The following is a 12,868-nucleotide window of genomic DNA, read 5'->3' on the forward strand; positions in this document are numbered from 1 at the left end:
CCGCAGAAAATCAAGGCATTTTCGAGCCAAAAGTGCGAAGCGGTTTTGCATCGGACAATGCGACAAAACAAAGCCCGGCGTAAGCCTGACAGGACAGACCATGAATATCTTTGCAGATTTCGACGCACGTATCAAAAAGACGTTGCAAGATATTGATCTGAAACCGAAAGACGGTAGCGAACTGGACCTCTCGCGCATCGGTGTCGAGCCGCCGCGAGATGCATCCCACGGCGATATCGCCACCAATGCTGCAATGGTGCTTTCCAAGGCTGTCGGCCAGAACCCGCGTGAACTCGCCAGCCGCATCGCCGAGGCCCTTGCCTCGGACGAAGATGTGGAAACCGTCGATGTTGCCGGTCCGGGCTTCATCAATCTGCGTCTCAAGGCCAGCTACTGGCAGCGCGAACTCGCGGCGATGCTCAACGAAGGCACGGATTTCGGCCGTTCCAAGCTCGGCTCCGGCACGAAGGTCAATGTCGAATATGTTTCGGCGAACCCGACCGGCCCCATGCATGTGGGCCACTGCCGTGGCGCGGTCGTGGGCGACGTTCTGGCCAACCTGCTGAAATTTGCAGGCTATGATGTGGTCAAGGAATACTACATCAACGATGCGGGTGCGCAGATCGATGTGCTGGCGCGCTCCGTCATGGTGCGTTACCGCGAGGCGCTCGGCGAAGATATCGGCGAAATTCCGTCTGGCCTTTATCCCGGCGACTATCTCGTTCCGGTCGGCCAGGAACTTGCAAAGGAATTCGGCACCAGGCTTCTCGAAATGCCGGAAGCCGAAGCGCTTGCTCTGGTGAAGGATCGCACGATCGATGCCATGATGGCGATGATCCGCGCCGATCTCGATGCGCTCAACGTGCACCATGACGTGTTCTTCTCCGAACGCAAGCTGCATGTCGATCACGCCCGGGCGATTCGCAATGCAATCAACGACCTGACGCTCAAGGGCCATGTCTACAAGGGCAAGCTGCCGCCGCCGAAGGGCCAGCTTCCCGAGGACTGGGAAGATCGCGAGCAGACCTTGTTCCGTTCGACCGAAGTGGGTGACGACATTGACCGTCCGCTGATGAAATCTGACGGTGCTTTCACTTACTTTGCCGGCGACGTTGCCTATTTCAAGGACAAATACGACCGCGGCTTCAACGAGATGATCTATGTGCTGGGCGCCGATCATGGCGGCTACGTCAAGCGTCTGGAAGCGGTTGCAAGGGCTGTTTCCGATGGCAAGGCGAAGCTGACCGTGCTGCTCTGCCAGTTGGTCAAGCTTTTCCGCGACGGCGAGCCTGTGCGCATGTCGAAGCGGGCAGGCGAGTTCATCACGCTGCGCGACGTGGTGGACGAAGTTGGCCGCGATCCGGTCCGTTTCATGATGCTTTACCGGAAGAACGACGCGCCGCTGGACTTCGATTTTGCCAAGGTGACGGAACAGTCGAAGGACAATCCGGTCTTCTACGTGCAGTATGCTTCCGCACGTTGCCATTCGGTTTTCCGTCAGGCAGCCGATCAGCTTGGGCTGGCCGATCTCGACCGGGTCGGCATGGCTGCGAATTTCAGCAAGCTTACCGATGAAAGCGAAATCGCGCTCGTTCGCAAGCTCGCGGAATATCCACGCCTGATCGAGGCTGCGGCCATTCATCAGGAGCCGCACCGGCTTGCTTTCTACCTCTATGACCTCGCCAGCGCGTTCCATTCGCAATGGAATAGAGGCACGGAGAACCCGGACTTACGTTTTATTAAGGTTAACGATCCAGACTTGTCGCTAGCCAGGCTAGGGCTGGTACAGGTTGTTTCCGATGTGCTGACCTCCGGATTGACGATAATCGGTGCGGATGCTCCAACGGAAATGCGCTAGAGTATAGTTTGGAAGGTGAAGACCTTTTGAGACGGATTATACTCGAAGAATGGTCTCCGCAGTCTGCGGGCCGGAATATGCGGCTCGAGATGATTCCGGAGACCAGGCGACTGTCATGAAGCTTTTCAGGTCGAAAGACTGATTGAAGGCAAAAGTTGGCAAGTCGAACGGGTGGAAGGCCATAATGAACGCAAGTCATTGGTCTTCCTTCTGGCGCAGGAAACTTCCGTCAACTTTTGCCCACATTGCCTCGCTAAAAAAGCAATGTATGGAGACGTCTTGCGGCGTCCAGGGTTTGAGTTAGGAACACGCTATGACGGACAGCAGTGCAAATCCCCGTAATTACGGCGAGCGTCCGTTGCACGAAGACGACCCGCTGATGGAACTGTCGCGGATCATGGACTTCGGCACGCCTGCTGATGACAACGTCGCTTGGAATGAGCGCCGCCCCACTCAGTTTGGGAATACTCATTTCGAGGACAGAACCGATCCCGGCTTTGATCCCTCTCTGGATCTGGAACGCGAACTGCTCGGCGATTTCAGCGATTATTCCCAGCCTGTGGACCAGTCGCAGTTCGCAGCCGCACCGGCGCACGATGATTCCCATCAGTCTGGCGCACCTCTGATACATGAGGAAGAACTTGCTTCCGCTCTGGAAGACGAGCTCGATCTTCAGATGGATGAGGATGAGCTGGCTCCCGAAGTGGAAACGCCTTCCTTCGAGACGCTTGAGTTTGAGGAAGCCGATCGCACCGAGCCCGTGCCGCAATTCGACTATAACGACTATTCGGCTGCTCGCGATTCGAACGCGGACGACTTCACCGCGTCGTCTTCCGTGTATGGTCGCAGGGAAACTATCGAGCCCCTTCATATCGATCAGACCGATTACGATCCGACGATCTATCAGCCAGCCATTGAACCGCATGAAGAGGCTTACCAGTCGGCACGTCACCATGACTGGAATGTTCAGGCTGTCGAGCCCGAACAGCCATCCTATGCTGCAGTTTCCGCGCCGGTTTCGCTTGAAGACGAACTGGAAAATCTCCTGTTTGGCGACGAGCCGCAGCCCGCATCCCCTGAGCTTGCATCACATGACGAGACTTATTTCTCGCATGGGGCGCCTGCCGAATCGCCGGATGCCCATCACGATGTCGCACCGGTGCAGAATTCTGGATACCAGGATGCGCCCGAGCTGGACGACTTTGATTTCGATGATCTGCAGCTCGACGAGCCGGCCCATGACAGCGCAGCGGAAGCCGTCGCGGCGTCGGAGCAGGGATACGGCTACACGCCGCAGGCAACTCCTTCCGCATACCCGTATTATACGCGGAGCAATTTCGCTTCGGGAGTTGCAGGGCAGGATGCGGTAGCGAGGGCGCCGCAGGCCGACTACGCGCCCGCAGTGGAATCGGCATCATCTGTCGACAACGAAGACGATTTCTCCTTCGATGATGATTTTTCGTTCGATGCCGAGGAAGGCGCGGCTCCAATTGCTGCCGAGGGAACCGACGACGATCTGTCGGAACTGGATGAAATCAGCCTCTCGGAAGATGATTTCGGCTTCGAGCCATCGGGCGACGTTTCCAGGCTCCCGGACGAGAACGCTTTCACCGAAGAGGACTTCTTCACGGAAGATGATCTCGATCTGCACGCGGAGCCGGAAGCAGAAGCAACGGCTTATGCGCATGCTGTGCGTCCGGATGATGATTACCGGGCTTCACCAGCTCCGTTCTCGCCCTTCGGAATGGCTCACGGGGCTGCGGTCAGCGCACCTGCGCCGGAAGTTGAAACGCTGAGCGTGGCCGAAGAAAAGGTCGAGCAGACGCATTCCCTCGATCTGCCGGAAATCAATTACGGCGAAGAAGAAAACAATGCCGGACTGACGGATCTCGAAGCGGAATTCGCAGAGGTCTTCAATACGGTTGGCGTCGATGAAGCGGCGAAATCCGATGCACAGAGCGAAGCTGACAGGGCTTTCGAGGACATATTCCGCGAAAGCGCCTCCAGCTATCTGCCGGACTCCGGCGCAGGCCTTGGCGCCGCGGTGGGTGCTGCCGCGTTGGGCGTTGGCGCTGCCGCGGCTGCGGGGGCATATGGCCGCTCGCAGGCGACGGCGCAGGCTCCGGCGCAGCCCTCCGGCCAATTGGGCAATGAGGACGATTTCTACAATCATTGGGCCGCTCAGGGCGCACAGCCGCTCGAAGCTGGCGACTATGGCGAACGCGCCGCGATGCAGGCCGAAGATGACCTTGGCAGCGCTGCCGAAGCCTATCGCAATCGCCCGGTTCGCGGTCGTCGCGGCCTTATCCTGGCAAGCGTGGCCGGTGTGGCCGTGCTGCTTGGCGGGATCGGCTACCATTTCCTCGGCGGCAGCGGTTCCGGTGAACCGGTCGTGATTCGCGCCGACAATCAGCCGATCAAGATGCAGCCGGAGAATCCGGGCGGTGCGACGGTTCCGAACCAGGACAAGGCGGTTTATGATCGCGTTGCCGGTACGTTGCCGAACAATCCGGAACAAAAGTCGCTGATCACGTCCGGCGAAGAGCCCGTCGATATTTCGGGCACGGACGACAGCGAGAACATGGTGGACAACACCCCTGACGAGCAGCCGGTTGCGAATAATACTCCGGCCGTGAATCAGGACAGCAACCGCAATGCGCCGCTGGTTCAGCCGCGCGAAGTGGAAACCATGATCGTGCGGCCGGATGGCTCCATCGTTCAGCCTTCTTCGGCGCCGGAAGAAACCGCTTCGCAAATGCCTCCGGCAAACAGCGCGCAGCCCGCAGCGCCTGCTGGTGGCGACGAAATCGCCGCGCTTGCAGCAGGCAATGCGCCTGTAACACCCGCCGCCCAGACACAGACACAGACACAGGCTCCGGCTCCGCAGCCACAGCCTGCGGCGGAAGCTCCCCGTCTGCCCGTCCGTGCTCCGGTGGTGCCGTCGCGTCCTGCTGAACAGCCGGTCAATATCGTCGGCAACGTGCCGCAGCGCACGCAGGCCCCGGCTGCTGCCAACCCGGCTCCCGCACCGGCTGCGCCGCAGGTTGCATCGGCGGCAGGTGCAGGCGGTTACTTCATCCAGATCGCTTCGCAGCCATCGGCAGAACTGGCCCAGAAGTCCTATGCGAACATGGCCCAGAAGTTTGGCAGCGTGATCGGCGGCCGCAGCGTGGACATCAAGCGGGCCGATATTCCGGGCAAGGGCACTTACTATCGTGTCCGCGTTCAGGGCGGCTCGAAGGAAGACGCATCCGCGCTGTGCGCACGCCTCAAATCCGCTGGCGGCAGCTGCTTCGTCACGCAGTGATCGATCAGGCACTGAGTATCGAAAAGGGCGGCTTAGGTCGCCCTTTTTTATGGTCCACTACCAAGCCCCGATTTTTTCAGTTAAACCGGGGCAGGGTTGTTCGAGTACAGCATTTCCAGACAATTTTGGGGAAGAGCGCATGAAAGACTGCAAGGCATGGATTGCCGGTGTGTCGGGAACGAAACTGACGGAAGACGAGATCGCGTTCTTCCGTGATGAAAGGCCCTGGGGCTTCATTCTTTTTGCGCGCAACGTCGAAAGTCTGGAACAGGTTTCCGAGCTGACGGCGCATATGCGTGACCTGACGGGACGCGACCAGACTCCTGTTTTCATCGATCAGGAAGGTGGCCGCGTGCAGCGCCTTCGCCCGCCGCTTGTGCCGAACTACCCCTCAGCCTCGGAAGTGGGCGCGATTTACGCGCGTGACCGCGAGGCAGGCCTGCGTGCTGCATGGCTTCATGCCCGCCTGCATGCATTCGACTTGCTTAGGGTCGGCGTCAATGTGGACTGCCTGCCGGTGCTGGACGTGCCTGTGGAAGGCGCGCATGACGTCATCGGCGCACGCGCCTATTCCAAGAATCCGCATGCGGTAGCCGAAATGGGCCGGGCCGCTGCGGAAGGCTTGCTGGCTGGCGGCATGCTGCCGGTGGTCAAGCATATGCCCGGACATGGCCGTGCATTTGCCGACACGCACAAGGAACTCGCCCGCGTCACCGTTCCTCTTAACGAGCTGGTCGCGCATGATTTCGTGCCGTTCAAGGCGCTCAACGACCTGCCGATGGCAATGACGGCTCACGTCGTTTTCGATTGCATCGACCCGCAACGCCCATCGACACTGTCGCCAACCGTCATCAACACCATCATTCGCGATGTGATCCAGTTCGACGGACTTGTCATGAGCGACGACATCTCCATGAAGGCGCTCTCGGGCAGCCTCGGCGATATTGCGGACGGCATCATCGGCGCGGGCTGCGATGTGGTTCTCTATTGCGCAGGCGTGATGGAGGAACTGAAGGAAGTTGCGGCGCGTGTGCCGGTTCTTGAAGGCAAGGCAAAGCGCCGCGCCGACCTGGCTGAAGTCTACGCGGGCGACCCCGATCTTTCCGACGAGGAAGAATTGCGTGCGGAATTCAGCGCCATGTTCGAACTGATAGCGTAATCGTCAAAACTTGGTAAACTGACATCATCGGCGGATTGATCTGCCGGTGACCTTATCGGCAGGGAAACGGGCTTGGCAGCATCGGGAGCAGACACAGACGGCAAAGACGGCACGCTCGTGCCGATGGATGCGCTGTGGCAGGGCGACACCGAACGCAGCGAAAGCGAACCGTCGCTGCTCATCGATGTGCAGGGATTTGAAGGGCCGCTCGATCTGCTGCTCCATCTCGCACGGAGCCAGCGTGTCGATCTTGCCCGTATTTCCGTTCTGGCGCTTGCCGAGCAGTATCTGGTGTTCGTGGAGCAGGCGCGCGCCTTGCGCCTTGAACTTGCTGCCGATTATCTCGTGATGGCCGCATGGCTTGCCTATCTCAAGTCGAAGCTGCTGATCCCGAAGCAGCAGGGGGATGACGGGGCGACCGGTGAAGAACTGGCCGCTTCGCTGCATTATCGTTTGAAGCGACTTGAAGCCATGCGCGACGCGGCGGCCAAGCTCGTCAACCGCAACCGGCTGGGGCGGGACGTCTTTGCGCGCGGCATGCCGGAGATGGTCATGGTCGACAGGACCAGCCAGTTTTCTGGAACGCTGTACGATCTTCTTACCGCCTATGCTTCCCAACGGCAGCGGCAGGCGGTTTCACAGGTGCAGATCGCCAAGCGCGCTGTCTGGTCGCTGAAGGAAGCGCGCGTGGCGCTTGTGCGCCTGATGGGATCGGTGGGGGACTGGATATCGCTGGATCGCTTCCTGATCGATTATGCCCTTTCACCGCGCGAAAGGGCTTCGGCACTTGCCAGTTCCTTCGCCGCCAGCCTCGAACTTGTTCGCGAAGGCAAGCTGGAAGTAAGGCAGAACGCTCCTTTCGAGCCGATCTATATAAGGGCGACGGGCGACCTGAGCGAATTGGATGAGGATGAGGATGTCTGAGGCTGAACGTCGAAATCTGGCTGAAATCGATAGCGACGACGATCAGATCGAAACGGAAGTTTCTGTCTCGACGCAGGGGCTGGCCGAGCTTGCGCGCATTGTCGAGGCGATTGTGTTTGCGTCTTCGGAACCCGTTTCCGAACGCGCACTATCGGAACGTCTGCCCGCCAATGTGGACATTGCCCCGGTTTTGAAGCATCTGCAGAAGATATATAAAACGCGCGGCGTGCATCTGGTTCAGGTCGGCGGCGCATGGGCGTTTCGCACCGCGCCCGATCTCGCCTTTCTCATGAGCCGCGAAGCCGTGCAGCAGCGCAAGCTTTCGCGCGCTGCGATGGAAGTGCTGGCCATCATTGCCTATCATCAGCCCGTCACGCGCGCCGAACTGGAGGACATTCGCGGTGTCGAGACCTCGAAGGGTACGCTTGACGTTCTGATGGAGACCGGCTGGATCAAGTTGCGCGGACGCCGCCGCACGCCCGGTCGCCCGGTCACCTATGGAACGACGGATGCCTTTCTCGACCATTTTGGCCTTCCGGAAATCCGCGATCTGCCCGGATTGGAAGAATTGCGCGGGGCAGGGCTCCTCTCTGCGCGCATGCCGTCGAGTTTCGCCGTCCCCGTGCCGAACATCGACCCGGACGAACTGACGGAAGACGAAGAGCCGCTTGAAGATATCGATCTGGAAAGCCTTGGCTTGCTCGCCCCACGCGGTGAATAGTCCCAGTCTGGCCTTTGCAGCCAATTTTATTTGTCGCAAAGCCGTTCACCGTCACACTTCTGTTTGAAAGATTTGTTGAAAGCGCTTAAATCGTAACTGGCATTGCAGGAACATGCCGCGCTCGCGGCAATGAGAGGAATAAAATGGGTAGCTTTTCCATCTGGCACTGGCTGATCGTCCTGGCGGTTGTGCTTCTTCTGTTCGGCCGCGGCAAGATTCCCGAGCTGATGGGCGATGTTGCCAAGGGCATCAAGAACTTCAAGCAGGGCATGTCCGACGAAGACGCCAAGGATGAAGCCAGGGATTCAGGTCGTACGATCGACGCCAAGGCTGATGAAACCGTCAACGACGTCAAGAAAACCACCAAGTCCTGATCTGACGGATAAAGCATGCTGCGTGCGGGAAAGCGCGCAGCATATTTTGCCATTTAAAAGTGCGGTTTTCCGCCGAAAGACGGGACGCGCGCGCGAATTGCGCGGGGTATCAAGAATATGTTCGACATCGGTTGGTCTGAACTTCTGATTATTGCGATCGTGATGATCGTGGTGGTCGGTCCCAAGGATTTGCCGAAGATGCTGAGGGCATTTGGCAAGGCAACCGCGCGCATGCGCGCTACCGCCAACGAGTTCAAGCAGCAGTTCGACGAAGCCTTGAAAGAGGCCGAGCTTGAGGACGTCAAGAACATCATCGACGAGACCCGCAAGCTGGACCCGCGCTCGAAGATCACGCAGGTGTTCGATCCGATTCGCAGCGCCGGAGAAGATTTGCGCGCTGGCCTTCAGTCCACGACTTCCATGTCTCCGGCTACACCTGAAAAAGTCGCTGAAGTGACCACGCCGGTTGATGCCGGCGGCGCACCGGTTCCGCCTGCTGTGGAGCCCGCCGTGGAAAAAGCCGTAGCGCCGAAGAAAACCACTCGCAAGGCTGCACCGAAGGCAGAGAACAAAGCGACCGAAGCCAGGACAGCTAAAGCGAAAGCGGCTCCGAAGGCGGTTTCCGCCACAAAGCCTGCTGCCAAAAAGCCCGCAGCGGCGAAACCGGAAACTGCAAAGGCTGCTGCCGCACCTGCCAAAAAGACCACGAAGAAGACAGGAACCAAAGCGTGAAACGCGACGAGGACGAAATCGAACAGAGCGCAGCGCCTCTGCTTGAGCACCTGATCGAACTGCGCCGCCGCCTGATCTGGGCAATTCTGGCATTTTTCGTGGCATTTGTTTTCTGTTTCGCTTTCGCCAAACAGCTCTTCAACCTGCTTGTCGTGCCCTATCAGTGGGCGCTCGACTGGGCGGGCATGGACCGCTCGAAGGCAGAACTGATCTATACTGCGCCACAGGAATTCTTCTTCACACAGGTGAAGGTCGCAATGTTCGGGGGCATCGTGCTGGCGTTTCCGATCATTGCCGCGCAGATTTACAAGTTTGTTGCGCCGGGCCTCTACAAGCATGAACGCATGGCGTTCCTGCCATTCCTGATTGCTTCGCCGATCCTGTTTTTGATGGGCGGCGCACTCGTCTATTTCTTCTTCACGCCGATGGTGATGTGGTTCTTCCTCGCCATGCAGCAGACCGGCGGCAGCGGCGAAGTGCAGATTTCACTCCTGCCGAAAGTATCGGAATATCTGAGCCTCATCATGACGCTCATCTTTGCGTTTGGCCTGGTCTTCCAGCTGCCGGTCGTGACCAGCCTGATGGCGCGCGTCGGGCTGGTGACGTCGGCGGGTCTCAAAGACAAGCGCAAATACGCAATCGTCATCGCTTTCATCGTCGCGGCTGTGCTGACGCCGCCTGATCCGGCGAGCCAGATCGGCCTTGCCTTGCCGACGATCCTTCTCTACGAGATTTCAATCATCGTGGCTCGCATGATCGAGAAGAAGCGGGATGAGGCACAGGAAGCTTCCGACGCCGAGAACAACGCTTCATCATCCTGATTTGTCACGTTGATTCTGTGAGGTCGCAGGTTGTGCGGCCTCGCTCCTGTTCAATTTCACGAAACGGCTTTTCCCATGCTCGACATCAAATGGATACGCGAAAACCCTGAAACCCTCGACAAAGCGCTCGCCAAGCGTGGGGCTCAGTCGCTGTCGTCCGAACTGATGGCGCTGGACGAGAAACGCCGCGAATATGTCGGCAAGGTTCAGGCCGCGCAGGAACGCCGCAACGCCGCCTCGAAGGAAATCGGCAAGGCCATGGCTGCGAAGGATGCAGCAACGGCTGACAAGCTGAAGGCGGAAGTTGCCGAGTTGAAGGATTTCCTTGCTCAGGCCGAAGACGAGGAACGTCGCCTGACCAGGGAGTTGAACGACGCGCTGTCGTCCATCCCCAATATTCCGCTCGAAGACGTGCCGCTCGGCAAGGATGAAAGCGACAATGTCGAAATCCGCCGCATCGGCAACCAGCGCAATTTCGCCTTCCAGCCGAAGGAACATTTCGAGTTGGGCGAGGCGCTCGGCTACATGGATTTCGAACGCGCTGCGAAGCTCGCAGGTTCGCGCTTCACGGTGCTGAAAGGGCCCCTTGCGCGTCTTGAACGGGCGCTCGGTCAGTTCATGCTCGATCTCCACACGACAGAGCACGGCTACACCGAAACGATGCCGCCGCTGATGGTGCGCGACGAAGCTGTCTATGGAACCGGTCAGCTGCCAAAATTCTCGGAAGACCTTTTCCGCACCACGGATGGCCGCTGGCTCATTCCGACCGCCGAAGTTCCGCTGACCAATCTGGTCGCCGACGAAATCGTCGACGCGAAGTCGCTTCCCCAGCGTTATACGGCGCTGACGCCATGCTTCCGCTCGGAAGCAGGCTCCGCTGGCCGCGACACGCGCGGCATGCTGCGCCAGCATCAGTTCCTGAAAGTGGAAATGGTGTCGATCACCGATGCCGACAGCTCGATCGAAGAACACGAGCGCATGACTGCCTGTGCCGAGGAAGTGCTGAAGCGCCTCGGTCTGCCGTTCCGTACAGTCGTGCTCTGCACCGGCGACATGGGCTTCGGCGCGCAGAAGACCTATGACATCGAAGTGTGGCTGCCTGGCCAGAACACCTATCGCGAAATCTCCAGCTGCTCGGTCTGCGGCGATTTCCAGGGCCGTCGCATGAATGCCCGCTATCGTCCGGAAGGCGAAAAGTCGACTCGTTTCGTGCATACGCTGAACGGTTCGGGTGTCGCCGTCGGTCGTGCGCTTATCGCCGTGATGGAAAATTATCAGGAAGAAGACGGCAGCATTCATATTCCTGAAGCATTGCAGCCATACATGGGCGGCCTCACGCGGATCGAGAAAGCTGCGTGAATCAGAATCATTGATAAATGAAGGAGTGACGACGTGCGAATTCTGCTGACGAACGATGATGGTATCCACGCTGAAGGCCTCGCAGTTCTGGAGCGGATCGCACGCAAGCTCTCCGACGATGTTTGGGTCGTCGCTCCCGAAACCGATCAGAGCGGCCTCGCGCATTCGCTGACACTGTCGGAGCCGCTCCGTCTCCGGCAGATCGATGATCGCCATTTCGCATTGCGCGGCACGCCGACCGATTGCGTCATCATGGGCGTGCGCCACGTGCTGCCGGGCGCGCCCGATCTCGTCCTCTCCGGCGTCAATTCCGGTGCGAACATGGCCGACGACGTAACCTATTCGGGTACGGTTGCCGGTGCGATGGAAGGAACCTTGCTGGGTGTACGCGCCATCGCGCTGTCGCAGGAATATGAATATGAAGGCGATCGCCGTATCGTTCCGTGGGAAACAGCAGAAGCTCACGCGCCGGACCTTATCAAAAAGCTGATGGAGGCTGGGTGGCCGGAAGGGGTTCTTCTGAATCTGAATTTCCCAAACTGCGGGCCGGAGGAAGTGCAGGGCGTACGCGTCACGGCGCAGGGCAAGCTCAGCCACGATGCGCGCCTCGATGAGCGCCGCGACGGACGCGGCTTCCCTTATTTCTGGCTGCACTTCGGGCGCGGCAAGGCGCCCGTGGCCGACGACAGCGACATAGCGGCCATTCGTTCCGATTGCATTTCGGTCACCCCGTTGCACCTTGATCTGACCGCGCATAAGGTTCGGGCAGAATTGAGTGCAGCACTTGGGGTTGAAGCATGAGGCAGGCAGCGTCTGAGCGCCCACGGCTTTCGGACAGGGAAGGATTTGCATCCTTCGTCATGCGGATGCGCGGATACGGTATTGACGATCCGCGTCTCTTCGCAGCCATTGAGGCCACGCCCCGCCAGAGTTTTCTGGCCTCCGCATGGTCTCATCTCGCCTACAGCCCCCGCACTGCGCCGCTCGACTGCGGCGAGTACATGGAGGGCATCGATGAGCAGGCCCGCGCCATCGCTGCGCTGAAACTGGAGCCCGGTCACCGGGTTCTGGAAATCGGAACAGGCTCCGGTTTCACGGCGGCTGTCATGTCTTCGCTTTCCGGTCGTGTCACGACCGTCGAACGCTACCGCAAGCTTTGCGACCACGCCTTGCAGCAATTCGTGTCGCTGAAGCGTGAAAACATCATGGTCAAGCATGCCGATGGTCGTCATGGAATGCCGGGCGGTCCGTTCGATCGTATCCTGATCTGGCTCGCTTTCGACGAGGTGCCGCGTCACTTCGTTGATCTACTGGCGACGCATGGGGTGTTGATTGCCCCCATCGGTCCGGGCGATGGCCCGCAGGTCATGACGCGCATAGCCAAGGTTGGCAGCCGATTCGAGCAGGAGGACCTGATGGCGGTTCGCTACCAGCCTTTCATCGAAGGCGTATCGTCGGTTCTGTGACCGACGCGCATTGATTCGTCAAAAAGAAGGCTCTTTGGCTCTTTCCGGCCGCGTCGGGGAGGGCCTCCGGCGGCTTTGTGCGCTTATGGTATTTAATTGGTGAATCTTTTTTCGAAGATTTGTCGTTCTTAACCAGAGAGTAACATT

Annotated in this window: 11 protein-coding genes; all 11 read left to right on the forward strand. The window is 59.0% G+C overall.

Going from position 1 to position 12,868, the window contains the following annotated elements:
• The first annotated feature begins 100 nt into the window (after positions 1-100).
• Positions 101-1,858, forward strand: coding sequence for an arginine--tRNA ligase (argS, locus tag ACS5UA_RS11320; RefSeq protein WP_021585050.1), 1,758 nt, complete (start codon positions 101-103; stop codon positions 1,856-1,858).
• Between the two features lie 313 nt (positions 1,859-2,171).
• Positions 2,172-5,165, forward strand: coding sequence for an SPOR domain-containing protein (locus ACS5UA_RS11325; protein WP_241084364.1), 2,994 nt, complete (start codon positions 2,172-2,174; stop codon positions 5,163-5,165).
• Positions 5,166-5,304: 139 nt separating this feature from the next.
• Positions 5,305-6,324: a beta-N-acetylhexosaminidase gene (gene nagZ, locus ACS5UA_RS11330; protein WP_021585052.1), complete on the forward strand. Its 1,020-nt coding sequence runs from the start codon at positions 5,305-5,307 to the stop codon at positions 6,322-6,324.
• A gap of 72 nt (positions 6,325-6,396) precedes the next feature.
• Positions 6,397-7,248, forward strand: a complete 852-nt coding sequence (locus tag ACS5UA_RS11335) for a segregation and condensation protein A (RefSeq protein WP_006471754.1) — start codon at positions 6,397-6,399, stop codon at positions 7,246-7,248.
• Positions 7,241-7,969, forward strand: a complete 729-nt coding sequence (gene scpB, locus ACS5UA_RS11340) for an SMC-Scp complex subunit ScpB (RefSeq protein WP_241084363.1) — start codon at positions 7,241-7,243, stop codon at positions 7,967-7,969. Before ACS5UA_RS11335 ends, scpB begins: the two co-directional genes overlap by 8 nt.
• A 143-nt stretch (positions 7,970-8,112) precedes the next feature.
• The gene (locus ACS5UA_RS11345; RefSeq protein WP_006466664.1) at positions 8,113-8,343 is read left to right on the forward strand and encodes a twin-arginine translocase TatA/TatE family subunit; all 231 of its coding nucleotides are present in this window, start codon (positions 8,113-8,115) and stop codon (positions 8,341-8,343) included.
• 117 nt (positions 8,344-8,460) lie between these two features.
• The gene (tatB, locus tag ACS5UA_RS11350; RefSeq protein ID WP_241084362.1) at positions 8,461-9,075 is read left to right on the forward strand and encodes a Sec-independent protein translocase protein TatB; all 615 of its coding nucleotides are present in this window, start codon (positions 8,461-8,463) and stop codon (positions 9,073-9,075) included.
• Positions 9,072-9,896, forward strand: coding sequence for a twin-arginine translocase subunit TatC (gene tatC, locus ACS5UA_RS11355; protein WP_006466666.1), 825 nt, complete (start codon positions 9,072-9,074; stop codon positions 9,894-9,896). The genes tatB and tatC overlap by 4 nt, the downstream gene beginning before the upstream one ends.
• Before the next feature lie 75 nt (positions 9,897-9,971).
• Complete coding sequence (gene serS, locus ACS5UA_RS11360; protein WP_025091419.1) at positions 9,972-11,255, forward strand: serine--tRNA ligase; 1,284 nt, start codon at positions 9,972-9,974, stop codon at positions 11,253-11,255.
• Positions 11,256-11,288: 33 nt separating this feature from the next.
• Complete coding sequence (gene surE, locus ACS5UA_RS11365; RefSeq protein ID WP_006466668.1) at positions 11,289-12,056, forward strand: 5'/3'-nucleotidase SurE; 768 nt, start codon at positions 11,289-11,291, stop codon at positions 12,054-12,056.
• A complete protein-coding gene (locus ACS5UA_RS11370) occupies positions 12,053-12,721 on the forward strand; it encodes a protein-L-isoaspartate(D-aspartate) O-methyltransferase (protein ID WP_006466669.1) in 669 nt (222 codons plus the stop codon). The genes surE and ACS5UA_RS11370 overlap by 4 nt, the downstream gene beginning before the upstream one ends.
• Positions 12,722-12,868 lie beyond the last annotated feature (147 nt).

The organism is Brucella sp. RRSP16 (genome assembly GCF_052246815.1).
In the GTDB taxonomy this organism is placed as follows: Bacteria; Pseudomonadota; Alphaproteobacteria; order Rhizobiales; family Rhizobiaceae; genus Brucella; species Brucella intermedia.